Source organism: Campylobacter concisus (assembly GCF_902460665.1).
Taxonomy (GTDB): Bacteria; Campylobacterota; Campylobacteria; order Campylobacterales; family Campylobacteraceae; genus Campylobacter_A; species Campylobacter_A concisus_AL.
In genome coordinates this window covers 502,171-526,622 of sequence record NZ_CABPUR010000002.1, presented here as the reverse complement: position 1 = coordinate 526,622, position 24,452 = coordinate 502,171, and the positions used below count along the sequence as shown (strand labels likewise).

General features: G+C 36.3%; 28 protein-coding genes. 19 read left to right on the top strand and 9 right to left on the bottom strand.

Annotation, left to right across the window (positions count from 1 at the left end; all coding sequences use genetic code 11):
• Positions 1-27 precede the first annotated feature (27 nt).
• The 11 genes from F3G66_RS05980 to mrdA all read left to right on the top strand — a co-directional run bounded on the left by F3G66_RS05980 (position 28) and on the right by mrdA (position 9,168).
• A complete protein-coding gene (locus F3G66_RS05980) occupies positions 28-1,284 on the top strand; it encodes a GGDEF domain-containing response regulator (RefSeq protein WP_149707458.1) in 1,257 nt (418 codons plus the stop codon).
• Positions 1,281-2,066 (top strand): TatD family hydrolase, encoded by a 786-nt coding sequence (locus F3G66_RS05975; protein WP_149707457.1) that lies wholly within the window; start codon positions 1,281-1,283, stop codon positions 2,064-2,066. The genes F3G66_RS05980 and F3G66_RS05975 overlap by 4 nt, the downstream gene beginning before the upstream one ends.
• A gap of 64 nt (positions 2,067-2,130) precedes the next feature.
• The gene (locus tag F3G66_RS05970) at positions 2,131-3,342 is read left to right on the top strand and encodes a lytic transglycosylase domain-containing protein (protein WP_084040887.1); all 1,212 of its coding nucleotides are present in this window, start codon (positions 2,131-2,133) and stop codon (positions 3,340-3,342) included.
• The gene (locus tag F3G66_RS05965; RefSeq protein WP_149707456.1) at positions 3,329-4,186 is read left to right on the top strand and encodes a septal ring lytic transglycosylase RlpA family protein; all 858 of its coding nucleotides are present in this window, start codon (positions 3,329-3,331) and stop codon (positions 4,184-4,186) included. The genes F3G66_RS05970 and F3G66_RS05965 overlap by 14 nt, the downstream gene beginning before the upstream one ends.
• Before the next feature lie 15 nt (positions 4,187-4,201).
• Positions 4,202-4,777 (top strand): imidazoleglycerol-phosphate dehydratase HisB, encoded by a 576-nt coding sequence (hisB, locus tag F3G66_RS05960; RefSeq protein ID WP_188115842.1) that lies wholly within the window; start codon positions 4,202-4,204, stop codon positions 4,775-4,777.
• Positions 4,774-5,262, top strand: a complete 489-nt coding sequence (locus tag F3G66_RS05955; RefSeq protein ID WP_149707454.1) for a KdsC family phosphatase — start codon at positions 4,774-4,776, stop codon at positions 5,260-5,262. Before hisB ends, F3G66_RS05955 begins: the two co-directional genes overlap by 4 nt.
• Entirely contained in the window at positions 5,253-5,780 is a 528-nt protein-coding gene (locus tag F3G66_RS05950; RefSeq protein WP_149707453.1) for an LPS export ABC transporter periplasmic protein LptC, read from the top strand. The genes F3G66_RS05955 and F3G66_RS05950 overlap by 10 nt, the downstream gene beginning before the upstream one ends.
• A complete protein-coding gene (gene lptA / locus F3G66_RS05945) occupies positions 5,753-6,229 on the top strand; it encodes a lipopolysaccharide transport periplasmic protein LptA (protein WP_021090473.1) in 477 nt (158 codons plus the stop codon). Before F3G66_RS05950 ends, lptA begins: the two co-directional genes overlap by 28 nt.
• Positions 6,226-6,840, top strand: coding sequence for a ribosome biogenesis GTP-binding protein YihA/YsxC (gene yihA, locus F3G66_RS05940; RefSeq protein WP_149707452.1), 615 nt, complete (start codon positions 6,226-6,228; stop codon positions 6,838-6,840). Before lptA ends, yihA begins: the two co-directional genes overlap by 4 nt.
• 1 nt (position 6,841) lies before the next feature.
• Positions 6,842-7,333, top strand: a complete 492-nt coding sequence (locus F3G66_RS05935; RefSeq protein ID WP_149707451.1) for a hypothetical protein — start codon at positions 6,842-6,844, stop codon at positions 7,331-7,333.
• On the top strand, positions 7,330-9,168 hold the full coding sequence (mrdA, locus tag F3G66_RS05930; RefSeq protein WP_021090644.1) for a penicillin-binding protein 2: 1,839 nt from the start codon (positions 7,330-7,332) through the stop codon (positions 9,166-9,168). Before F3G66_RS05935 ends, mrdA begins: the two co-directional genes overlap by 4 nt.
• Positions 9,169-9,388: 220 nt before the next feature.
• On the opposite strand, the gene queC is transcribed toward mrdA, so the two are convergent.
• On the bottom strand, positions 9,389-10,102 hold the full coding sequence (queC, locus tag F3G66_RS05925; protein WP_262481514.1) for a 7-cyano-7-deazaguanine synthase QueC: 714 nt from the start codon (positions 10,100-10,102) through the stop codon (positions 9,389-9,391).
• A 25-nt stretch (positions 10,103-10,127) separates the two neighbouring features.
• Here queC and ybeY point away from each other — a divergent pair, with 25 nt between their 5' ends.
• Complete coding sequence (gene ybeY / locus F3G66_RS05920; protein ID WP_103577114.1) at positions 10,128-10,565, top strand: rRNA maturation RNase YbeY; 438 nt, start codon at positions 10,128-10,130, stop codon at positions 10,563-10,565.
• On the opposite strand, the gene F3G66_RS05915 is transcribed toward ybeY, so the two are convergent.
• Genes F3G66_RS05915 through mobB form a run of 5 tightly spaced genes read right to left on the bottom strand, consistent with a single transcriptional unit; the run spans position 10,562 to position 15,056 of the window.
• Entirely contained in the window at positions 10,562-11,545 is a 984-nt protein-coding gene (locus tag F3G66_RS05915; RefSeq protein WP_103579555.1) for a ferrochelatase, read from the bottom strand. The two genes, ybeY and F3G66_RS05915, sit on opposite strands and share 4 nt — an antisense overlap.
• On the bottom strand, positions 11,546-13,480 hold the full coding sequence (gene metG, locus F3G66_RS05910; RefSeq protein ID WP_149707449.1) for a methionine--tRNA ligase: 1,935 nt from the start codon (positions 13,478-13,480) through the stop codon (positions 11,546-11,548).
• Positions 13,481-13,495: 15 nt separating this feature from the next.
• Positions 13,496-13,714, bottom strand: a complete 219-nt coding sequence (locus F3G66_RS05905; protein WP_021090564.1) for a hypothetical protein — start codon at positions 13,712-13,714, stop codon at positions 13,496-13,498.
• Entirely contained in the window at positions 13,714-14,577 is an 864-nt protein-coding gene (locus F3G66_RS05900; protein ID WP_262481510.1) for a class 1 fructose-bisphosphatase, read from the bottom strand. Before F3G66_RS05900 ends, F3G66_RS05905 begins: the two co-directional genes overlap by 1 nt.
• Positions 14,577-15,056: a molybdopterin-guanine dinucleotide biosynthesis protein B gene (mobB, locus tag F3G66_RS05895; protein WP_149707447.1), complete on the bottom strand. Its 480-nt coding sequence runs from the start codon at positions 15,054-15,056 to the stop codon at positions 14,577-14,579. The genes F3G66_RS05900 and mobB overlap by 1 nt, the downstream gene beginning before the upstream one ends.
• A gap of 120 nt (positions 15,057-15,176) precedes the next feature.
• On the opposite strand from mobB, the gene F3G66_RS05890 reads away from it, so the two are divergent.
• Complete coding sequence (locus tag F3G66_RS05890; protein WP_149707446.1) at positions 15,177-15,656, top strand: hypothetical protein; 480 nt, start codon at positions 15,177-15,179, stop codon at positions 15,654-15,656.
• Here the strand turns inward: F3G66_RS05890 and F3G66_RS05885 are convergent.
• From F3G66_RS05885 to gltX, 3 genes are read right to left on the bottom strand one after another with little or no spacing between them, the layout of a single operon-like run.
• Complete coding sequence (locus tag F3G66_RS05885; RefSeq protein ID WP_149707445.1) at positions 15,577-17,214, bottom strand: lytic transglycosylase domain-containing protein; 1,638 nt, start codon at positions 17,212-17,214, stop codon at positions 15,577-15,579. The two genes, F3G66_RS05890 and F3G66_RS05885, sit on opposite strands and share 80 nt — an antisense overlap.
• Positions 17,192-17,485 carry a YggT family protein gene (locus tag F3G66_RS05880; protein ID WP_087578531.1) on the bottom strand — a complete coding sequence of 98 codons (294 nt, stop codon included), beginning with the start codon at positions 17,483-17,485 and terminating at the stop codon, positions 17,192-17,194. The genes F3G66_RS05885 and F3G66_RS05880 overlap by 23 nt, the downstream gene beginning before the upstream one ends.
• Positions 17,486-17,493: 8 nt before the next feature.
• The gene (gltX, locus tag F3G66_RS05875; protein ID WP_149707444.1) at positions 17,494-18,789 is read right to left on the bottom strand and encodes a glutamate--tRNA ligase; all 1,296 of its coding nucleotides are present in this window, start codon (positions 18,787-18,789) and stop codon (positions 17,494-17,496) included.
• Between the two features lie 145 nt (positions 18,790-18,934).
• On the opposite strand from gltX, the gene mscL reads away from it, so the two are divergent.
• From mscL to F3G66_RS05845, 6 genes are all read left to right on the top strand, one after another.
• The gene (mscL, locus tag F3G66_RS05870; RefSeq protein WP_084040854.1) at positions 18,935-19,339 is read left to right on the top strand and encodes a large-conductance mechanosensitive channel protein MscL; all 405 of its coding nucleotides are present in this window, start codon (positions 18,935-18,937) and stop codon (positions 19,337-19,339) included.
• 102 nt (positions 19,340-19,441) lie between these two features.
• The gene (locus F3G66_RS05865) at positions 19,442-20,080 is read left to right on the top strand and encodes a Crp/Fnr family transcriptional regulator (protein ID WP_084108542.1); all 639 of its coding nucleotides are present in this window, start codon (positions 19,442-19,444) and stop codon (positions 20,078-20,080) included.
• A 120-nt stretch (positions 20,081-20,200) separates the two neighbouring features.
• Positions 20,201-20,773 carry a cytochrome c3 family protein gene (locus F3G66_RS05860; protein WP_107690896.1) on the top strand — a complete coding sequence of 191 codons (573 nt, stop codon included), beginning with the start codon at positions 20,201-20,203 and terminating at the stop codon, positions 20,771-20,773.
• Between the two features lie 9 nt (positions 20,774-20,782).
• Positions 20,783-22,153 (top strand): multiheme c-type cytochrome, encoded by a 1,371-nt coding sequence (locus F3G66_RS05855; RefSeq protein WP_149707443.1) that lies wholly within the window; start codon positions 20,783-20,785, stop codon positions 22,151-22,153.
• 191 nt (positions 22,154-22,344) lie between these two features.
• Positions 22,345-23,457 carry a metallophosphoesterase gene (locus F3G66_RS05850; RefSeq protein WP_149707442.1) on the top strand — a complete coding sequence of 371 codons (1,113 nt, stop codon included), beginning with the start codon at positions 22,345-22,347 and terminating at the stop codon, positions 23,455-23,457.
• 1 nt (position 23,458) lies between these two features.
• Positions 23,459-24,253: a phosphatidylserine decarboxylase gene (locus tag F3G66_RS05845; protein ID WP_149707441.1), complete on the top strand. Its 795-nt coding sequence runs from the start codon at positions 23,459-23,461 to the stop codon at positions 24,251-24,253.
• Positions 24,254-24,452: the final 199 nt, after the last annotated feature.

Genomic DNA, 24,452 nt, shown 5'->3' with positions numbered 1-24,452 from the left:
TTTGATAAAAATTTTTGTAGGAATAATATGGAAAGAATCCTTGTAGTTGATGATAATAAGGCGTTAGCAAAGCTGATTGTTATGCAAATGGAAAAGACTATCGATGACATGACAATTGATGTCGCATACAGTTTTGCTGAGGCTAAGACGTTAATTAGCGAGCATGACAAAGATTATTTTATGACTATTTTGGATTTAAATTTACCAGATGCTCCAAATGGCGAAATTGTTGATTATGCACTTTCCAAAGGACTTTCGGCCATCGTTTTAACAGGTAGCATTGATGATGAAACAAGGCAAAATTTTATAAATAAAGATATTGTGGATTATGTTTATAAAGGAAATATGGACGATATCAACTATATCTTTCAAATGATAAATAGACTGAGCAAAAATAGACAATACAAGGTTTTGGTTGTCGAAGACTCACTCCCTTTTAGAAATATGATAAAAAAGATATTAACTAGCCTTCAGTTTAAGGTTTTGGCCGCAGCTCATGGCGAAGAGGCAATGAATTATTTTGCGGATAATCCTGATATCAATCTTATAATAACTGATTATAGAATGCCGGTAAAAGACGGCCTTGAAGTTTTAAAAGAGGTTAGAAAAGAAAAAGATAAAAATAGTCTTGGCGTAATCGTTATGACATCTCCTAGCGAAAAGACTGACGCATCAATATTTTTAAAAAATGGTGCGAGCGATTTTATAGCAAAACCATTTTCAAAAGAAGAGCTAATATGCCGTGTTAATAACACGATCGAAGCGATGGAAAATATAAACAAGATAGCAAATTTTGCAAATCGCGACTTCTTAACCGGAGTTTATAATAGAAGATTTTTTTATTCTGATGTAGAAGAGTATGTTCAAGTAGCTGAAGAGACTAATGAGCCTTACGCTTTTGCAATGATTGATGTTGATTATTTCAAAAAGATAAATGATAAATATGGCCACGATGGTGGAGATAGGGTACTAAAATCAATTGCAAAAATTTTAAATGACAATACAAAAGGAAGTGATATTGTTGCTAGATTTGGCGGCGAAGAATTTTGCGTTGTCCTTAAAAAGATAAATAAAGAAGAAGCTGTTAAATTTTTTGTAAATTTACGAGCCAAAGTGGCTGAAAATGAAGTAACTATAAAAAAGGAAAAAGTAAAAGTTACTATATCAATAGGTGTATCTTTTGGCAATGGGCATTGCGAGATAGACGATATGCTTGAGGCTTGCGATTCAGCACTTGACACCGCAAAAGAAAATGGTAGAAACAGAGTAGAAATAGCTTTATGATTATAGATACACATTGTCATTTGGATAGTAAAGTTTATGATCCTGATCTTGATAAAATTTTAGATGAAGCTAGAAATTTAGGGCTAAAAGGCTTTATTATCCCGGGAGCTGATATTAATGATTTACCAAAAGCGGCTAAAATAGCGCGTGAAAATTCTGACATTTTCTTTGCCGCTGGAGTTCATCCATATGATAAAGAGAGTTTTAGTATTGAAATTTTAAGAAATTTTGCTAAAGATGAAAAGTGTGTGGCGATTGGTGAATGCGGTCTTGACTACTTTCGCTTACCAAAAGATGAAAATGAAAAGATAAAAGAAAAAGAGGATCAAAAACGTATTTTTTTAGCTCAACTTGATTTGACTGTTGAGTTAAAAAAACCCGTTATTCTTCACATTAGGGAGGCTAATGAGGACTCTTTTAATATCTTAAAAGAGTATGCGCCAAAGCTTGAAGCTGGAGCGATTTTGCACTGTTATAATGCTTCGCCACTTCTTTTAGAGCTTTGTAAATTTGGGAATTTTTACTTTGGCATAGGCGGTGTTTTAACATTTAAAAATGCTAAAAATTTAGTTGAAATTTTGCCAAAAATCCCATTTGATAGGATAGTTATTGAAACTGACGCTCCTTATCTCACGCCAGAGCCAAATCGTGGTAAGAGAAATGAGCCGGCGTTTACGACATTTGTTGCTAAAAAGATAGCTGAAATTTTAAACCTTGAGTTTGAAGTTGTTTGTGAAAAAACTTCAAATAATGCCAAAAGGTTGTTTAAGTGCTTTGCTTAAATTTTGGGCATTGCACTTGTTTAAGATGCTAGCATCTTAAGTTTTGACACGAAAAAGGATAGAAATGAAAGCAATGCTTAAAATATTTTTAATGTTTGCATGTAGTACCTTGCTACTGGCAAATACGCCTGAAAAGAGCTCATACGACACTCAGGTAAAAATTTTAAAAGAGCTGGATATTGACGCTAGCTTTATGAAGACTTCTCACTATGCAAAGATGAGGCAAGGTATCAAACAATCACAACTTGAAACATTTACAGAAGCTCTAAAAAATGGTTATATGTATATACCGATGGTAAAAGAGCAGATCAAAAAATCAGGCGTACCTGAGTCATTCTTTTATCTAGCTATGATAGAATCAGGCTTTTCAAATCATACAGTCTCAAACGCAAAAGCTACTGGCATGTGGCAGTTTATGGAGCAAACGGCTAGACTGCATGGTCTAAAGGTAGGACAGTATGTCGATGAGAGAAAAGATCCAGTAGAGTCTACTATTGCAGCAACAAATTATCTAAAGTCACTTAAAAATCAATTTGGCAAGTGGTATCTAGCAGCTATGGCCTATAACTGCGGTGATGGTGCCTTAAAAAGAGCCATACAAAAAGCTGGTACAGATGACCTTGTAACTCTTCTTGACGCGGAGAAAAAATACCTTCCAGCCGAAACTAGAAATTTTGTTATCAAAATTTTAAGAGCAGCATATACCGCAAAAGACGCGGACTTCTTGATGTCTAAAGATTCATCTTTATTGAACATAAACGGAGGACTAAAGCTTGTAAAAGTAAAAGTACCTGGTGGTACAAATTTAGCTCAAATAGGCGATAGTATCGGCCTTAGTACAAAAAAGATGAAAAACAACAACCCGCATTTAAAATTTGTATTTACTCCACCAACTCTAAAAGATTATTATGTTTATATTCCTGAAAATAAAAAACAGCTTTTTGCAGAAAATTTCAAGCCATTTAATGGTAAAAATAATTTTTATGCCTATGTTGTAAAAAAAGGCGAAACACTACTTTCTATCTCTAAAAAAACAGGTGTTAGTCATAGAGCGATCAAAGACTACAACGAGCTTAGCACAAATGCCGTAAGCTATAATCAAAAACTAATTATTCCATTTTCCGCACAAAATAAATCTCAAAACTATATAGTCCAAACTGGTGATACAATAGCTTCTTTATCTAAAAAATTTAATGTGAGTGAAAAAGATTTAAAAGATGCAAATTCTTTTGCTAGTTCAAATTTAAATGTTGGAGCAAATATTGTCATACCATAAGAGCCTAAAATTTTATATAGGACTAAGTTTTACTCTTCTAGTTACTGGTTGCTCTTGGAGTGGGGCACCATTTACACCAAGTGGCCCAACTAATGTAAAGGGCAACAATTCAGCTTCTATTCAAAAAGCAACAATGAGGCCTTACACGATAAATGGCAAAACATACTACCCAACCGTTGTAAGTGTGGGCGATAAGGCAAGTGGCACAGCAAGCTGGTATGGTCCAAATTTTCATGGTAAAACAACCTCAAACGGCGAAATTTATAATATGTACAACATGACCGCAGCACACAAAACTTTGCCGATGAATACGATCCTTAAGGTAACAAATTTAAGAAATCAAAAAAGCGTCATTGTTCGCGTAAATGATCGTGGACCTTTTGTGGCTGATAGAGTTTTAGACCTTTCAAAGGCGGCTGCAACTAAACTTGATATTATCGGTACAGGCACGGCTCCAGTCAGTATGGAAGTCATAGGCTTTAATGAAGATATTAATGCTGTTGCTAGCATTAACACTCAAGTAAAACCAACAAGCACTGGTATAAAAGTGCCAAATCCAGTCTCTCCGACAGCTCCAACTGGAGGCATTATTATTTCGTCAGAGCAACGGGTCGTAGGTGGAGATTTTATGGTGCAAATTGGCTCATTTAAAAACCTCGAGGGTGCAAACAGATATCAAAGAGAGCATCAAAGCATAGATGGCTATAAGTCGGTAGTTAGGACATTTACTATAGATGGCTCGACCATTTATAGGGTATTTTTACATGGTTTTAGAAGCGAGGACGAGGCTAGGGATTATGCAAGAAGCGGTAAATTCCAAGGTGCATTTATAGTAAGAGGTTAGGGCGTGAGAGAAGAAATTTTAGAACTAACTAGAAATACAAAAGAGACACAAATCTCAATGAAGCTTAAAATTTACGGATCTGGAGTTGCAAAAATAAACACTGGCATAGGCTTTTTTGATCATATGCTTGAAGCTTTTACAAAGCACTCATTGCTTGATCTCGAAATTTCATGCAAGGGCGACACGCATGTGGATTTTCACCACAGCGTTGAGGATGTTGGCATAGTTTTGGGTCAGCTTTTAAAAGAGGCTTTATATCCTTTAAGTGGCGTTGAGAGATTTGGTGAAGCGAGCGTTGTTATGGACGAGGCGGCTGTTTTTTGCGCGCTAGATCTTAGCAATAGAGCCTATCTTGTCTATGAAAATTTTAATGAAAATGCCAAAGTAGGGGAGTTTGACACTGAGCTTGTGGAAGAGTTTTTTAGGGCAGTTACTGTAAATTCTGGTATCACGCTTCATCTAAATCAAATTCGCGGTAAAAACACTCACCACATAATCGAAGCAACATTTAAATCATTTGCCGTAGCACTTCGTAGAGCACTTGCTAAAAACGCAAGGATAGGCACACCAAGCACAAAGGGTGTTTTATGATAGAGATTATATTTTTAGATGTTGATGGCTGCATGACTGATGGCAAGATCATCTATAATGCAAATGGTGAAGAGCTTAAATTTTTTGATGTAAAAGATGGTTACGCGATAGAGAGCTGGCTAAAACTTGGCAAAAAAGTAGCTATCATCACTGGCAGAAAGTCAGCCATCGTTGAGCGAAGGGCTGAAGATCTAAAGATAAATCACGTCTATCAAGGCGTTGGTGATAAATTTGAAGTGGCGAGTGAGATATTAAAATTTGAAGGGCTTGGCTTTAAAAACGCAGCAGCTATCGGCGATGACTACAATGACTATAAAATTTTAAATGCAGTTGCTTGGAGTTTTAAGCCAAAAGATGCGATAAAAGAGCTTGATGTAAAGACAAAACTAAAGCACAAAGGTGGCAATGGCGCGGTTAGAGAAATGATCGAGCTTATTATAAAATCAGAAAATTTATATGACGAGTGGTCTAAGCGTTGGTTGTAAAAATTTTTTACTTCGTCGTGGCAATTTTTAGTGCCGTGATGATATTTTTGGCGGCTCAAGATCCATACCTTGCAAATGTTTTAAAGATCGACACAAAGATATCAAATATGCAGATAAATGACGTGATAGATTATGAGATAAATTCCACGAAAATAAGCGGAGTCTACGAGGCTGATGAGCTAAATAGATACAATGATAAAGATGAATTTTTGAGTTTTAAAGCAAAAATTTTAAGAGGAAATTTAAAACATTTTCTAAGCTCAGACAAAGCAATCTCACAAAATGATGAAATCATCTTTCAAAAGAATGCGAACTATGAAAACAACGATAGTTTGAGATTTATAAGTGACGAAGTGATATATGGAACAAAAACAAAAATAGTAAGATCTGAAGCAAATTTCACGCTCATAAGAAATAATGATAAGGCACTGGGCGAGAGTGGAAGCTATGATCTTGCTAAAAAACAAACGCAGGTAAAAGGGTTAAGGGCATGGGTAGAAGAAAATCAGCGATTTTAGCGGTGATATTGGGTTTTACATTTTTAAATGCAGAGCAAGTCGAGATCACATCAAATGATTTTTTTGCAGATGAGAATAAGCAAACTAGTGAATTTATAGGTAATGTAAATATCAAAAAGGGCTCATTTGATGAGCTTAAGGCAGACAAAGTGGTCGTCTATTTTGACAAAAAACGTCAACCTATAAAATATGTGGCCACTGGCAATGCTAGAGCAAAAATTTTTATAAAAGATAAGCACTACGATGGCAAAGGCAATACTCTTACATACGAGCCAGCAAAACAGGTCTATACTGTTAGTGGAAATGGCTATTTGCATGAGGTAGAAACTGATAAAAATGTTTATGGTGAAAAGATAGTTGTTAACCAAAAAGATGGCACATATAGTGTAAATAGTGATGAGAAAAAGCCTGTTAAGTTTATCTTTCAGGTAGAGGAAAAAGATAAGTGATAAGGCCACTAAGTGCTAAATTTATCACATCAAGTCCAAGCATAAAAGAGGCTCCAAGCTTCGTAACAAGCGAAGTCGTCTTTTTAGGCAGATCAAATGTTGGTAAAAGTAGCCTCATAAATACACTTGTAAATCAAAAAAATTTAGCCAAAAGCTCATCAACTCCCGGCAAAACGCAGCTTATAAATTTCTTTGAGGCCGAGTTTTGTGAGCAAAAAGATGAGCAGGAAGAAAAAGATAAATTTAAGCTCATTTTGGTTGATTTGCCAGGCTTTGGCTATGCAAAAGTGGCAAAGTCAAAGCATGATGAATGGCGTAAAAATTTAGATGAGTTTTTGAAATTTAGAAGCGACATAAGACTTTTTATACATCTAATTGATGCTAGGCATTTTGATTTAGATATAGACGTAAATGTGGATGCTTATCTAAAAAGCTTTTTAAGAGCTGATCAGAAAATTTTAAATTTATATACAAAAAGCGATAAGCTAAATCAAAGCCAAAAGAGTGCGGTAATGAAATTTGATCCAAGCGGTATCTTGGTCTCAACTCTTAATAAAAGCGGTATCGAAAAGGCTAGAGAAGCTATCATAAATAACGCTCTTGGTAGATAAAATGCAAACCATAAGCAGCTTAGATGTTAAAATTTTTAAAGAATTTTGGTGGGCTGTTTTTTTATTCTCATACGAGATCGCAACTACGCAATTTGGCTTTTTGCCACCACTCATTGGTATTTTTTTTACTTATATGATTTTGGAGTATTCAAGAAAACAAAAGCAATACGACGAGTTTAAGCACAATTGGTACTTTGCGATAATTTTTATAATATTTGCTGAGCAAATCCATGGATTTCATCTTTTTTCAACGATTATTGCATTTTTGCTTTTTTATAATTTTATTTTAGACTGGCTCTATACCACGATGAAGTGGCGAAACTGCCTACTTATCATCTTTGTAACAGCTGGATATACTTTAACATTTCTTGTAAATAATCTATTTGCTTACGTTTTAAATGAGCAAAATTTAGCATTTTCGTCTGAATATCTATTTTTTATAGCATTTGAAAGTATCCTTGCTATCGTTCTTTTTAGGGATAAAGTGCTATGAGGATGCGCATCGTCTTTAGTGTGATCGCTCTTTTTTGGATTATACTTTTGGGACGAATTTATCACCTAAGCATCAACTCAAATACCTACTACAACGAGATTGCAGAGCAAAACGCTATAAAGACTATTTATATTCCGCCAGTTAGGGGTATCATTTTTGACGCACATGATAAGCCAATGGCTGTTAATCGTCTTGGTTTTTCGGTATCCATTAGACCTCATTTAAGTGCTAATAAAAAGGTAAAAATTTTAGATGATGAGCTAGCTTACATTGGCTCACTATTTAGTGATCTAAATGTTACAAAGCTTAAAAATGAATACATAAAAAATGACTCGGCTTATAACCAAGATTTTATAAATGTGGTCGAATTTATTGATTATGATAAATTTTTGCCATTTTTTGCATCACTTTCTTTGCGTGAAAATTTAGAGATAAGGCCCGCTTCAAAACGCCACTATCCGTATAACGATCTAGCTTCTCACATCATCGGCTATGTCGGTAGGGCAAATCAAAAAGATATGGATAATGATCCTTTGACAAAGCTTACAAATTATATTGGAAGAAGTGGCGTGGAAAGGTTTTATAATCCGATCTTACAAGGAATTCAAGGGTTTAAAAAGATAAAGGTAAATGCCTTAAATGAAGAGATCGAACAGATAAACTATCAAGCACCACAAAGTCAAAACATCAAGCTTGCAGTTGATCTTGAGCTTCAGCAGTTTGTGGCTGATGTCTTTGGCAAGGATGCAGGAAGTGTCATAGTTATGAGTCTAAAAGACGGTGCTATCATAGCTGCTGGTAGCTTTCCAGAGTATGATCTAAATCCATTTGTGCTTGGAATTTCTCAGCCTGAATGGGAAGAGCTTGTAAAAAACGTCGATCACCCTTTTACAAATAAGCTAATAAACGGCCTTTATCCGCCAGGTTCTGTCGTAAAAATGGGTATGGCGCTTGCGTTTTTGGATAATGGCATGAGTAAATATGATAGCTTTTTTTGCAGTGGCTCGTATGAGCTTGGAGGACGTAAATTCCGCTGCTGGAACTCTCACGGACATGGAAATGTTAATATGAATACGGCAATTAGAGAGAGCTGTGATGATTATTTTTATAAAGGTAGTCAAAAGATAGGGATCGACGCTATTGTGCCGATACTGGAGCGTATGGGATTTGGTAGAAAAACAGAGGTTGATTTGCCAAATGAGTTTGTGGGGACTTTGCCAAGTAGAGAGTGGAAGATGAGGAAGTATGGCAAAGCGTGGTTTCAAGGTGAGACCCTCATTACTTCTATCGGCCAGGGAAATTTCTTGGTCACGCCTATGCAAGTAGCAAAATATACAGCAGGCCTTGCAACTGGGCTAAATGTGACTCCACATTTTTTAAAGAGCATTGATGACAAGGATGTTGATTTTACGCCAACAGATGATGCTTTTACGCCGTTTGAAAAATCACAACTACCAGCTATTAGGCATGCAATGTATGAAGTGGCAAATCACCCAAGAGGTACGGCAAATAGGCATTTTATTGGAAGCCTAGTTAAAGTTGCTGCAAAGACCGGTACTGCCCAGGTCGTTGGAATTTCTCAAACTGAAAAGAAACGTATGAAAGAGGAGGATATGGCGTATTTGCAAAGATCTCATGCATGGATGACTACATATGCGCCTTATGAAGATCCGCAATACGTTATCACAATGGTTATCGAGCATGGTGGCCATGGCGGAAGTGCGGCTGGGCCAAAAATCGCTCAAATTTATAATAAACTCGTTGAAATGGGATATATAAATTTAGAAAAAATCCAAAGCGATCAAAATAAAAAACAAGACAATAAGAAAAAATAAGATCACTAAAAAGCTGTAGTAGCAACCACTTACTGAAAATTTTTACCTTGTGCTTAGTGCGTTTTGGCTAAAATTATCAACTAAGTTTTAATCCTCTTTATTAAATTTTGGCAAGCTTGATCGAGAATTTATGTTTTTGGTGGCTAGCAAGAGTCTAAGTGTTGATGTATCTTTAAATTCGTTAAATGCTCTTGCTTAATAATTTACCACTTTTAGAGGCTCATAAGGAAAATTTTTGATTTTTATATGAGATTTTATCAGTGGTATTTGCCTTTTTAAAGCCATTTAGCCTTAGCCTGCAGCTATCACAAAGTCCGCATGCCTCGTCCTCACTCTCGTAGCAGCTCCAAGTAAGCTCTAGTGGCGAGCCAAGCTCAAGCGACTTTGCTACGATGTCAGCTTTGCTTAAATTTACAAGTGGAGTAATTATCTCGCATGAAAAACTAGGTGATGTACCCAAATTTATAGCCTCGTTTATGCTTTTTATGAAGCTTTCTTTGCAGTCAGGATAGCCTGAACTATCTTCTTCTACGACTCCGATATAGATAGCTTGTGCATTTTCTTTTTCAGCAAGTGCAGCAGCGACCGAGATAAAAATACCATTTCGAAAAGGCACGTAAGTATTTGGCACATCTTTTTCCACTCCGTCTTTTCTTATTTGCAAGCTTTCATCGGTTAAAGAATTTCCGCCTATTTGGGCAATAAAGCTAACATCTAGACTCATCTTTTTTGCAATGCTTAGTCTTTCACAAATTTCGTTAAACGCACGTTTTTCGCGTTTCATCGTTCTTTGGCCATAGTCAAAATGAAGTGCTACAATATCATATCCATCCTTTTTTGCCATTACAGCACAAAGCGTGCTATCCATACCGCCGCTCATTATACAAACTGCTTTTTTCATATTTTGCCTTTTATTTTTGCTAGAATTATACAAAAAGTTACTAAGGAAGGAGCCTAAAATGATACTTTGCGAAGAGAGCTATCCAAAAATTTTAGATGAAATTTGTGAGTATTTGACACTAGGAGAAATCGAGCTAGTTTTTGTTGATAAAGAAGAGATGAGAGAACTAAATAAAACTGAGCGAGGCATTGATAAAACGACAGATGTTTTAAGCTTTCCGCTTGAGCTTGTCATTCACGCCCCACTTGGCTCAATCGTTATAAACAAAGATATGGTAAAAGAGAAAGCTGCAGAGCTAAATCATAGTGAAGAGGCCGAAACCGCACTACTTTTTACACATGGATTGCTTCATATCTTGGGATTTGATCATGAAAAAGATGATGGCGAAATGAGAGAAAAAGAGTGCGAGGTTATCAAGAAATTTGAGCTGCCTAAAAGTCTAATAGTAAGAAGCGAGGATGTTAGGCTGATTGATCTTATAAATAATAAAAACTAAAAGAGTAGATTTTCTTCAGATGTTTTGTGAAGCTCTTCTAAAAGCTCCTCTTTTTGGCATAAAATCAATATGTAGATAAAATTTTTAAGCTTTTTTATCTCGCTTAAATTTTTAAAGTAGATTGCGTTTTGTACTTTTAACAAAGAGCCTTCTGGCAAGCAAATTTTTATCTCATCAGGGCTAAATTTTTTATTTAAAAATATACTTTGGCTTATGAATAAATCTTCATCGCTTTCAGTAATTATGGCTCTAAAGCTATTTCCAAAACTAGTAGGAATAAAATTTTTATCTATAAAAATCGGGTCAAAATGCCCGTGAATCCTACCTTCGTAAGGCTTAAATGAAATTTTATTGCTATCAAGAAATTTTAAAAGCCCATAAAACATCCCAGCAAAAACTCGTGGTATGTTTAAGTTTTGATAGTATGTTTGCTTAAAGACTGTGTTTGTAAAAAAGATCGAGCTCGGATTTATCTCGTGCATAGTTGTATCTGTGTAAATGGTCTCAAAAAGAGGCGATATTCGCTGAAGTGTTCTTGTATCATCGCCAAAAAAGATATCAAAGACCTTTGCGTGAAAAATTTGATTAAAAAGCTCAGTAATATTTTTTGACATGACGTGTGCGTTAGAGCCAAGCTTTGATTTTTCTAAAAAGTCATTTATAAAAGGATTTACGGCGCAAAATTTTAAATCTTTATGAGTAGCCTCAAATCTCATGAGCTTTATCATGGCGGTCTGTAAGCTACTAACTTTTAAAAAGGCGATCTCTTTGTCGATAATTGGCACATTATCTTCGCTAATTATGGCGTATGCGCCTTGTTTAATCGCTGTTTCTATGTCGCTATCGTTCGCGTTTAAGCAAATATACGCAAAGCCACGTCTTACATGCTTTAGCTCGAAAACAAACTCGCTTACGCTAGTTATCGTCGGCGCGTTTAGAGCCTCGGCATTTATTAGGCGTGTTAAATTTTCTATTGTCATTTAGCCAACGATCGCACCATTTTTAACTTTGCCTTGCGTACCAAGAAGCGTTAGCGAGCCATCAGATGCGCTTAGGATCATGCCTTGTGAGACATATTTTTTCATCATCGTTCGCTCTTTTAAATTTGCTAAAACGCAAACTTGCTTGCCCACAAGCGAGCTAGGCTCGTAGTATTTGGCGATGCCAGATAAAATTTGACGTGGCTGCTCCTCGCCAAGATCTATCTTAAATTTAAGCAGCTTCTCACTGCCCTCAACCCTCTCGCACTCGAGCACTTCGCCTACTTTTATCACGATCTTGGCAAAGTCATCGATGTTAATGATACCTTCTTCTTTTTTCTCCTCTTTTGGCTCAGCTTTTGCCTCCACTTTTGCCTCCACTTTTGCCTCTCTTGCCTCGCCCATTAGCTCTTTTTCTATCCTTGGGAAAAGTGGCTCTGTAGCTTTTGCCACAAAATTTGAAATTTCATTTTTTAATACAAGAGTTTCATAAGATGCCGTATCTATGCTAAATCCAAGCGTATCAGCTATCTTGGCGCAAGTTTTTGGCATAGCTGGGCTAAGTAGTATCGCCACTTTTGCAAGTAAATTTGCGCAAAGTGCCACAAGTGCGTTTGCCTCGTCACTTTTGCCAGCTTTTACGAGCGACCATGGCTCATACTTCGCAACGGCTGCGTTTGCAAGCGTTACGACCTTCCAAAGATCCTCTAAGTAGCGGTTTGTCGCTAAATTTTCTAAATTTTTAATAGCCTCATCAAGATAGCCTTTTGCTTCATCAAGCTCGGCTTTGTGAAATTTGATCACGTCTTTTGAGTCGATTTTATAGTCGCTATACTTTGCACTCATGCCAACAATGCGGCTTAGCAAGTTACCAAGACCGTTGCCAAGTTCTGAGTTTATACGCTCGATCAAAGCCTTTTGGCTGTAATCGCCATCTTGTCCAAATGGTACTTCTCTAAGCAAAAAGTATCTGAAATTTTCAAGTCCGTAAGCATTTGCGACCTCTCTTGGGTTTATGACATTGCCCTTGCTTTTGCTCATTTTTTCGCCATTTATAGTCCACCAGCCGTGAGCTGCTACGTGTTTTGGCAGTGGTAAACCAAGGCTCATCAAAAATGCCGGCCAGTAAACTGCGTGAAAGCGTAAAATATCCTTGCCGACGATGTGTGTCGTATGCGGCCAAAAGTCCATTCTAGCGTTATCTCTTGAGTATCCTAGTGTTGTTAAGTAGTTTATGAGCGCGTCAAGCCAGACATACATAACGTGCTTGTCGTCGTTTGCACTCTTTGGTAGCTTTATACCCCAGTCAAAGCTCGTTCTAGTTACTGAAAGATCTTTTAGTCCACCTTTTACAAAGCTTACGACCTCGTTTTTCTTACCTTTTGGGATGACGCAAAGCTCGTCATTTTCGTACCATTTTAAAAGCGCGTCTTCATATTTTGAAAGCTTGAAAAAGTAGCTCTCTTCTTTAACTAAAGATGTAGCTCGGCCGCAGTCCGGACAGTGATTGTCTTCCAGTAGATCTCTTTGATTAAAAAATGTCTCGCAGCTAACGCAGTAAAAGCCTTCATATTCGCCTTTGTAAATATCGCCATTTGCTTGCATCTTTTCAAAGACATTTTGTACGGTTTGCTTGTGCTCTTCGTCGGTCGTTCTTATAAAATGATCATAGCTTATCTCAAACTCATCCCAAAGTGACCTAAATTTAGCGCTAATCTCGTCGGCGTACTCTTTTGGAGTCTTGCCTCTAGCACGAGCTGCTTGCTCGATCTTTTGTCCGTGCTCGTCTGTGCCCGTCATAAAGTAGGTCTCTTTGCCTTGCAAGCGGTTAAATCTAGCAAGTGTATCGGCGATGATGGTCGTATATGCGTGGCCAATGTGTGGCACGTCGTTTACATAGTATATTGGGGTAGTTATATAAGCTTTTTCTTTCATATTTTTCCTTTAATTTTAAAAATCAAATCCACCATCACTGCCAGTATTGCCTTTTGACATCGAGTTGTAGCAGCTATTTACGTACTCTTTTCTTGTCTCGCAGTCAAAAAATACTTCGCAGTTAAAGCAGCTTTTTTGCCCTTTTTGGCTTTGGCACTCTTGCAAAATTTTTGCTTTTTGCTTTAAGGCTAGTTCAAATGCGTCAAGTGACTCGCTTGCTTGTGTTTCTTGCATTATTTTTGCTCGTAAAATTTATGTAAAAGTGAAATTTCATCACGTGAGCCAAAAAAGCATGGCGTTGTTTGGTGAATTTTTTCTATTTTTATATCAAAAAGTGTTTGGTTTTTGCCGTTTGTCGTTGCGCCCTTTGCGTTTTCATATATGAAGGCAAATGGCAACACCTCAAAGACTACTCTTAGCTTGCCATTTGGATGATCGCTCGTTGCTGGGTAGCTAAAAAGACCGCCACCTTTTAGTAAAATTTGATGCAAATCGCTCACCATTGCACCTGAGTATCTTAGTCTGTAGCCCTCGTTAAATAGCTCGTTTATAAAATTTCTATGCGTTTGGCTCCAGCCCTTTTGCGTGGCTCCCGTGGCATTTAGCTTGCCTTTTTCTTTTAGCTCAAGCTCTTTTACAAATTTAAACTCGCCATCTTTGCCAAGTCTATAAAATTTAGGCAAAGCGCCCTTTTTCTCAGCAATTACCAGCTCAAGTCTTGGACCATAGATGCTGTAAGCTGCGGCTATTAAATTTTCTGGTTTTACTTCGTTTTCGTAGATGCCAAAGATCGAGCCAACGGCAAAATTTACATCAACTAGGCTTGAGCCATCAAGTGGATCGTAAGCGATTATAAATTTAGCATTTTTATTTATCTCAAGAGCGTCCTCTTTCTCTTCGCTAATTAGTGCTTTTACGCAGGCAAGCTCTTTAAATTTAGCCGTGATGATCTCGTCGCTTTTGACATCAAGCTTTAGCTGTGTGTCTCCGGTTGCATTTTCGTGAGTTGTGTAGCCAAGGTCGGCGTATTTTATGACCTCGCTTATCTCTTTTGCGATCTCTTTTATGGTGTTAAAAATTTGGTTTAATTCTTGCATTATACAGCCTTTGCATTTTTGATTATCCACGCACAAATAGCGTCTATATCGTCTAAATTTATATTTTTTATCTCGTAAGGAATTTGTTTTTTGTATGTTACGATCGCATCTGAAAAGCTAAGATATTTTTCATCTATTTCATCTTTAAAAACACTTAATCTTGGTAGTGGAAGCGTCTTCAAACCCTCGACTAAGAGCATGTCAAACTCACCTAGCATTTTAATGACATCGCTAATTTCTTGTGGATTTTGTGAAAAATAAGTTGTTCTAGTCGGACTCATCACCACCACATCTGCCCCAGTTTGTGAAAATTTAAAGCTATCCTTGCCTTCAACGTCAAATTTGGCCTTGTCGCCCGGATCATGTTTTACTATCGCAACCTTTAAACCATCGTCTATAAATTTCTTTGCAACTTTTAAAATAAGAGTTGTTTTTCCGCTATTTGAAGGGCCAGAAAAAGCGATAGCAAGTCTTTTCATAAGAACCTTTTTTGTTAAAATTTCTCACGATTATAACTTATGTTGGCTTTAAAATTTATGAGTGAAATTTAAAAATTAAAATGCTAAAATGGCAGAAATTTTAGAAATTTAAGAGTTCTTATGAGCAAATTTATATCGTTTTTTGTATTTATTTTGATGATATTTGGCTGTGCTGGTGAAAAAGTAATTGTACATGAGCCGTTAAAAAATGAGCTTCTAGCTTACACAAGCAAGAGCGAGATTATTGACGGTACCGATAGAACGCTAATTGTAGCAACTTATCTAAATCCTATATATAACTCAAATTTAGATGCAAGCAAAGAGCACTTTTTGGTGGCTATAAATCCAAAAGAGCACGCTAGCGAGCTAAATAATATTAAGGTAAACAACGACTCAAATGGCACAAATGCAAGACTACTTGATGAAAATGACGAGATGCTAAAATTTGCTGGATTTTCTATGCCTTGGGCGCTCTATTATGAAGTGACCGCACCAAGTAAGCAAAGTGATGATCTAGCACTTAGTTTCGAAATTTATCAGTCAAAGCAGGTTTTGTTAAATTTTCGAAAAGTTGCGAAATCTTTATATTGGAACCAGTAAGCGCCATATAGATCACGTAGTTGGCAAGCACCTTTTTGCCGTAGTTTCTAGTTTCTGCGACTGGGACAAGCTCGATCGACAAAAATGGCTCAAATTTTCCCTCTTTAAACATATCATCTCTTGTGATAAGCTTTTTGGTAAAGCCGATACCGCCGTTGTACGCGTATGCGGTAAATAGCGGATGATAGAGAAATTTATCAAGATAGTTTAGGTGGTGATTTGCAAATTTAAATGCAATATCTGTTTTAAAAAGATCGTCTTCATCAAAATTTGGGATCTTTAGCTCTTTTTTGCCGATCGCATTTGCGAGAAATGGCATAAACTGCATCATACCAAGGGCGTATGAAGTAGAAACTACGCTTGGGATAAAGAGACTCTCTTGTCTAGCCAGAGCGTAGATCATTGACTTTCTCTCGTTGCTGATGCCCTCAAGCTCAGGAGAGCTTGGCATTAAGAAGTATTGCTTCTCCCAGCCATGCGCCTTTTGCATGAAGTATGCATAGGCGCCGATGCTTTCGTTTGTATAAAATTTCTTCGCAAATTCGCTTGCTTGCGTGGCATTCATATCTTTTGCAAGGGCTACAGTTTTGTTCCATAAAAACGGATCGCTCACGTCAAAATTTTCGATATTTTGCTTATTAGGCCTTGGCACGATGACTTCAAGTGGTTCGCCACCGATCAAATCTCTTGCGTAAAGCGAGTAGATATTTGCATCCTTGCTGGCACCTAGCTCTTTTAAAAAGCTTTCGTTTTTACTTATCTGGTACTGCCAAAAGGTCGCATTATCTCTTTGCCAAGCTCTTTCAAATGTACTTTTAGCTCTTGCAAAAAGACTAAAAGCGATATCGTCTTGTCCTAGTAAAATGGCATTTAATCCAAGCGTAAAAGCATCATTTTTCTCAGTGATGGCTGGATCGATGCTTAGCAAATTTCTTCTAAAACCTTCATATTTTTTATTAAAAACAATATCGTTTAATAAATTTGTAAAGCCCTTTTGAGAGTATAGCTTGGTCATGAAATTTGCATCAAAGCTTTCGCTAAAAAGTATACTTTTATTTTGCGGGCTAGAGGCGTTAAATAGCTCTAGAAAGCTCTTTGTATCATTTAAATTTGCAAAAGCTTTAGCCGGATTTACTTCATTTAATGCGAGTAAAATTTTTGATTTTTCTGGATTTGTCTTTGCAAGATTAGCTGCCAAAATTTCACGAGTATGATTATCAAGCTTTAAGCTAAAAGTAATAGATGTTAGCAAATTTTGGCAAGATAGATTTGCTTGGGTGATATTTTTTGCATTTACGCCAGGACATTTGCTAGGAGCTGCTTTTGGAGGTAAAATTTTATCGATTGATTTTTGAACAAGGCCTGCTTTTCTAAATACATCACGTGAAAGCTCTGCGATCTGCTCTTTTGTATAACTGCCCTCGTTGATAAGGCGGTTGATGTAGTAGTCTTTTGCTAGGCTTTTTGGCTCTTTTTTTAGCTCTTCGTAGGTGTAAATTTTGCCCAAAAGAGCAACACAGGCAAGAGAGAGAATACTAAAGTGACGCAGCAAAACCAAATAAAAGCCTTATTAAAAATTGATCTAAAAATTGAAGTGCTAAAAGCACAATAAGCGGAGTAAAGTCGATACCACTAAAATTTGTTTTTATGTAGTGCCTAATAAAGCTATAAACTGGCTCAGTTAGCCTATAAAGTAGCTGCACGACCGGCGAGCTAGGATCAGGTCTGACCCAGCTAATCAGAGCTGCTGCGATAATGATCCAAGTATAGACCGTGATAATAAGGTGCAAAATGTTTGCAATCGCTGAAAATAGGGTGGAAAGTATCATTTTTACTCCTAGATTAAAATTTTCGCGAGATCATCTTTGATAAGAGGATAGAGCTCGCTTAGCTCAGGACCGTGAAGGTCGTTTGTAAGCAGCGCACGTAGTGGCATGAAAAAGTTTTTACCTTTTAAATTTGTAACGCTCATAAGCTCTTTTTTAAACTCATCAAATGTTTCGCAAGCTTTTAAATTACGAGCTGCTTTTTTGATGATCTCAAATTCGTTTTTATACTCATCTGGAGCTATTTTTGGTGAGTATATAGCCTCTACTTTTGCTTTTATCTCAGGTACTAGAGAGCTCTCTTGAGTGTAAAATTTAACTAACTCAGCCTTGCTCTCATCTACGCCAAAAATTTCTTTTATGCGCTCTTTTGAAGCAAGCTTGATGTGTTCTCTATTTATCTGCTCAAGTTTTTTCACGTCAAATCTAGCAGGTGAACGTGAAATTTTGGTTATATCAAACCACTTCACCGCCTCTTCGATCGTAAAAATTTCAGTTGGAGCTTTGTTTCCAAGAAGTATCAAATAGTTTGCAATCGCTTCAGGTAAAAATCCCTGCTCAAAGAGCCATTTTACGCTTGATTCGTTCTCGCGTTTGCTCATTTTTTTACCTTCAATATTTAAAAGTATAGGCAAATGCGCGTAGTTCATCTTACCGGTATAGCCAAGGCCCTCGCGTATGAGGTCTTGCTTTGGTGTATTGCTCACGTGGTCCTCGCCGCGTATGACAAAGGTTACGCCCTCAAGCATATCATCGACTGCGCAGGCGAAGTTATAAGTTGGAGTTTTGTCCGCTCTCATGATGACAAAGCTATCAACAGCGTCTGGCTCGAAGCTCAGCTCGCCTTTGATCGCATCTGTAAAGCTCATAGTGCGTGTTGGCTTTTTCATGCGGATGACAAATGGCTTCTCGCAGTTTAAAACTTCAGCATCGCTTAGTCTCTCGCAGGTACCGTCATATCTATATGCCACGCCTTGCTCTTTTGCTTTTTGTTTTTTTGCCTCGAGTTCTTCTTCGGTGCAAAAGCAAGCAAAGGCCTTTTTATCGATAAGAAGCTTTGAAGCTAGCTGCCTGTGGAATTTTAAATTTTCACTTTGGATGTAAATTTGCTCTGGCTTTATGCCAAATTTGCTTAAAATTTCTAAGATATCTTTCTCTTTTCCCTCAATATTTCGTTCTTTGTCAGTATCTTCTATGCGTAAAATAAAGCCACTTTTATCTTGCAAAGAACAAATATAATTAAAAATAGCGGCACGTAAATTTCCTATGTGCATATCTCCTGTTGGAGAGGGTGCAAAACGATACATAAGCTCATTCCTTACGTTAAATTTTGAGTTTGGATTATAACACCAGCTTGATAAATTTAAAGTTATGTAATTTGATTTTTTTAGCCGAAGCAAAGCATTTCTTGAATAAAATCCGAACAAAAATTTAACATTTTTAGGAGAAACAATGAGTTTTATAAGCGAATTTAAAGAATTTGCGATGCGCGGAAATGTCATAGATATGGCAGTTGGTGTTGTTATAGGTGGTGCGTTTGGAAAGATCGTTTCATCACTAGTTGGCGATGTTATCATGCCAGTTGTTGGCGTTTTAACTGGCGGTGTAAATTTCACTGATCTTAAACTTACATTAAAAGAAGCAGTAGATGGCGTACCTGCTGTTACGATAAACTATGGCTCATTTATACAAACAATGGTTGATTTTTTAATAATCGCATTTTGTATTTTCTGCGTTATCAAAGCTTTAAATACACTTAAAAATAAATTACCAAAAGAGGAGCCAGCTCCAGCAGAGCCTGAAACTCCAGCTGACATTGCACTTTTAACTGAGATTAGAGATCTACTTAAAAAATAATTTCATACAATTCAAAGGGAAAATTCCCTTTGAAAATCTATTAAAATTTATCTTATTTTTATATGCTAAAATATTTTTTATTTTAAAAAGGCGAGTGAAAATATGATAGAGAAAATCCCATTTTTTCAAGGCTTAAACGAAGAAGATTTAGCCAAACTTGAAGCCATAAGTGTCGTAAAAAAGTATAAAAAGGGTGAATTTTTATTTATAGAAGGCGAGGAGCCAAAATGGTTAATATTTTTAATAAGCGGCTCTGTTAAGCTTTATAAAACCACGGCAAACGGAAAAGAAATTTTTATTCATCAGTTAGCACCTATGAATTTTGTAGCTGAAGTCGTAAATTTTGAAAATATTGTCTACCCAGCTAGTGCTATTTTTACTATATCTGGCGAGGTATTAAAGATAAATTATGAAAAATTCGCGGCAGAATTTTTAATAAAACCAGAAATTTGTATGAAATTTTTAAAATCAATGTCTGAAAAGATAAGAATCACAACAAATCTACTTCATCAAGAGTTAATTTTAAGCTCAGAAGAAAAAGTGGCTAGGTTTATTTTAGATCATGAAGATTTATTTAACGAGCTAAAACATACGAAAATTTCATCAATACTTAACATGACTCCAGAAACTTTTTCAAGAATTTTAAATAAATTTAAAACCAATGGTTTGGTTAAACTTGACGAGAAGAACCAAATTTTGGAAAAAGATGTAGGTGGACTGCAAGAAATTTATTCTTATTGAAAGTTAATATCAAATAAATATTTTTATTTACTTAAAGAAAAAATTTATATATCTTTTGATAGTATTCACTTAAAATTTTCGTAAAAATTTACGATATATTGATAAATTCAGGAGGAAGTTTTGGCTGAAGTTAAGAAGAGATTTTTTGTTTGGTCATCTGTGATAATAGGCATCGTAATCGGCCTTATCGCTTCTATGGGTATAGCTGATGCACTTCATGCGACTGGTAGTGGCTACATCTGTACCATTTGTCACACGATGGATCCTATGAATGCTGCATATCATGAAGATGTACACGGCGGCAATAACAAGCTTGGCATAAAAGCTGAATGTTCAGCCTGTCACCTAAATCATACAAGTGCCTATACCTATGTACTTACAAAACTTAAAGTATCGATAAACGATGGTTATAAGACATTTTTTACAGATACTGACAAGATCGACTGGCGAAAAAAACGTGAGCATGCATCTCATTTCGTCTATGATAGTGGATGTTTGACTTGTCACTCAAATTTAAAAAATGTTATTCAAGCTGGTAAATCATTCTTGCCACATAGAGATTATTTCGTTCTTGGAAATCCTAATAAAAAATCATGTGTTGACTGCCACGAACACGTTGGTCACAAGAATTTAGGACTACAAATCGATAAATTTGAAGCAATTAAAAAACAAGAAAACAATAAAACCAAGTAAGGAGGAGAGATGTTTAAAAAGTCGCTAATGTTATTAGCCTGTCTAATGTCTTTTGGCTTTGCCGCAAACATGGATGCAAATAAATCTGACGCTTTAAACCTTAATGTTGTAAAAAATATTAAAGTTGCTCACAAAATGTCAGACTTATCAAAAAGCTGTGTTGAGTGCCACGCTAAAGAGACGCCCGGCATAGTTGCCGATTGGAAAAATAGTCGCCACGCTCACGTTGGCGTAAGTTGTATGGATTGCCACTCTGTAAATGCAGATAATCCTATGGCTTCAGTTAAGGTACATCCAAAAGATTCTAACAACCACGTTTCAATGCTAGTTAGCCCAAAAACTTGTGCTAAGTGCCACGAGAATGAGGTTGAAGAATTTACTAAGAGTGGTCACGCAAGAGGCGGTATGCAAATGTATGCTAACCCTGCGATGGTAAAACTAATGTATCACTACGAAGGTATGGACCATCCAGAATACAAAATGGCTCCAGATGCTACTGGTTGTTCTCAGTGCCACGGTACAGTTATTAAACTTGATGCTAATCACAAACCACTTCCAGAGTCATGGCCTAACTATGGTATAGCTAACATTTATCCTGATGGCGGTGTAGGCGGATGTAAATCATGTCACAGTGCACACACATTTAGCATAGCTGAGGCTAGAAAACCAGCTGCTTGTGCGTCTTGTCACCTTGGACCTGATCACCCAGATATTGAGATATTCAACAACTCAATGCACGGACATATCTACAACAGCGAAGCTCATAAATGGAACTTTGATGCTGCTCCTGACACATGGGATGTACCAGATTTTAGAGCTCCAACTTGTGCAGCTTGTCATATGAGCGGTGTTGGTGAAACAACAACAACTCACAACGTTTCAAGAAGACTAAAATGGAACCTATGGGGCATTAGCAGTAAGCTAAGAACAGCTGGTGATGAACAAGCTGTTACTATTTACGAAAAAACTGGTAAACTAAACATTGGTACACCTCTAGCAGGTCACCCAAGTGGCGATCCTGAAAAAGCACGTGCTGAGATGAAACTAGTTTGTAAAGCTTGCCATACACCAACTCACACAGATAACTTCTTTGCTATCGGTGATAAGCAAGTTGCGCTTTATAACGTTTATAACGCTGAAGCAACTAAGATGCTTGAAGAGTTAAAAGCTAAAAACTTACTACTTGAAGACGCTTGGGAGGATGAATTCCAAGATGTTTACTACCATATGTGGCACCATGAAGGTCGTCGTATGAGACAAGGTGCTTTAATGGGTGGTCCTGACTACTCACACTGGCATGGAGTATTCGAAGTTAAAAATGATATTAGAAAACTTCGTGAGATACACAAACAAAGAATGGAAACTGGTAAAGTTAAATAATTCTTTATAAGGTGGGTTTTCTCCCACCTTACTTTCTTAAATAACTATTAGATTTAATCAACTTAAATCATTTTTTATACGTTCAAAACTATACAATTTTTAAGACTAATAACATTAAAAATAAGATATTAATTTTATAGTACAAATTTAAAAATATAAAATATAATTTTTATTTTTTATAAGGAGAGTTCTTGGGACTTTTGAGAATTATTATCGGAGCATTTATATTTAGTTTTCTTATAAATTTTTATTCATATAATCGTTTCATAAAAAAGGTCTCGTTTTTTATACCATATCTTGCAAAAATCAGAATAATTTTATATGTTATTTGTATCTTTGAGTTTATATTTGTTCTTCAGATCAGGTTTTCATTTTTAAGCATTGAGATTTATTTGATCGCTGGTACGCTCATAGGTTTTTCACTATTTTTGTTTGCTGTTAGTCTATTTTACGATATTTTACGTAGCATTTTTTCTAAAAGTAGCTTTAGTCCAACAAGACGAAAATTTATAAAATTTTGCTTTGACATTACATTTGTCATTTTTGTAATTGCTTGTTTTTTAAAAGGTATTTTCAATGCTTTAACGCCACCAAAAATAAGGCAAGTAGATATAAAAATAAAAAATTTACAAAGCAGCTTAAAAATAGCCATGATAACGGACGTGCATATAGGAGAATTTCTGCAGAAAGACTTTATGAAAAAACTCGTCAATGACATAAATTTGGCAAATCCTGACATCGTAGTGATAGTAGGCGACTTAGTTGATGTAAATGCTGCTTTTATAGGAGATTTTTTGGAGCCATTAAAAAGTCTTAAAAGTACTTATGGGACTTTTTATGTCCCTGGCAATCATGAGTATTATCACGGGATAGATGGTATTTTAGAAAAGATCAGTTCTCTTGGCATAGAAATTTTAGGTAATAAAAACAAAAAAATTGCAAGTATAAATCTAGCTGGCGTTTACGATCTGGCTGGCTTTAGGTTTAAAAATTTAGAACCAAATTTAGATGAGGCTTTATCAGGACGTGATGAGGCACTGCCTACCATTTTACTCTCGCATCAGCCAAAATTTATAAAAACTATGCAAAAAGATGTCGATCTAGTTCTTTGCGGTCATACACACGCTGGTCAAATTTTCCCTTTTTCCCTTTTGGTTTTACTTGATCAGGGATTTTTACATGGGCTTTATAAGATTAATGATAAAATGCAAGCTTATGTTAGCAGTGGTGCTGGATTTTGGGGGCCTCCTGTTAGAATTTTTGCTCCAAGTGAGATTGCAATATTAAACTTAAGTAAGGAATAAAATGAATAAAGACAATCTGTTTTCTCAAATTTTTGGAAAGGTTGCAAGGATTAACTTTTACAAACCACTTCAAGAGGCCATAAATTCTTTTTACATAAAGCTGTTTAAGATAGATATGAGCGAGTTTAAGCCAGCGAATGAATATAAAAATTTAAATGAGCTTTTTACTAGAAGGCTCATAAAACCAAGAGATTTTGATGCAGCAGATGAGATGTTTATAAGCCCAGTTGATGGTACTTGTCTTAGTTTTGGCAGCACAAAGGAGCTAAAGGCCTTTAGCATAAAAGGCATGGAGTATAGTGTAAGTGAACTATTGGGGCAGAGTGAGCTTGAGGGCGAATATGACTTTGCAAATATCTATCTTAGCCCAAAAGATTATCATCATTATCATGCGCCTTGCGATATTGCCATTAAAAAAGCCATATACATTCCGGGTAAGCTTTACAGCGTGGCTGCAAAATGGCTTGCAAAAGTAGACAGCCTTTATACAAAGAACGAACGCGTAGCGCTATCTTGTGAGATAAAAAATGGTAAGAAACTTTGGCTTGTTTTTGTAGGTGCGCTAAATGTCGGAAAGATGAAATTTTGTTTTGATGAGCGTATACAGACAAATGCGATGGCAAATTTTACACAATTTTACGAGTATAAAAATTTACATATCAAAAAGGGCGAACGCCTCGGAAATTTCGAGCTTGGCTCAACTATCGTGATACTAAGCGAAAAAGATGTAATCGAATACAATCTCTTTGAAAATAAAGAGCTTAAATTTGCTGAGACCATTGGAATAATAAAATAAATATGCTAGGCATATAAGTAAAATTTTTATACCCTACTTGGCCGGTGTCCTATTTGCTCAGATTTTGGTGGTAAGTTTTATATAGTCTTTAAAAATTATTATAAATTTAAAAGTTTGTAAAAGATGATGAATGTATTATTTTATATATCCAAATTTCTCTCGATTTAGTACTTTATCTTAAGATTTAATTGGCTTACAC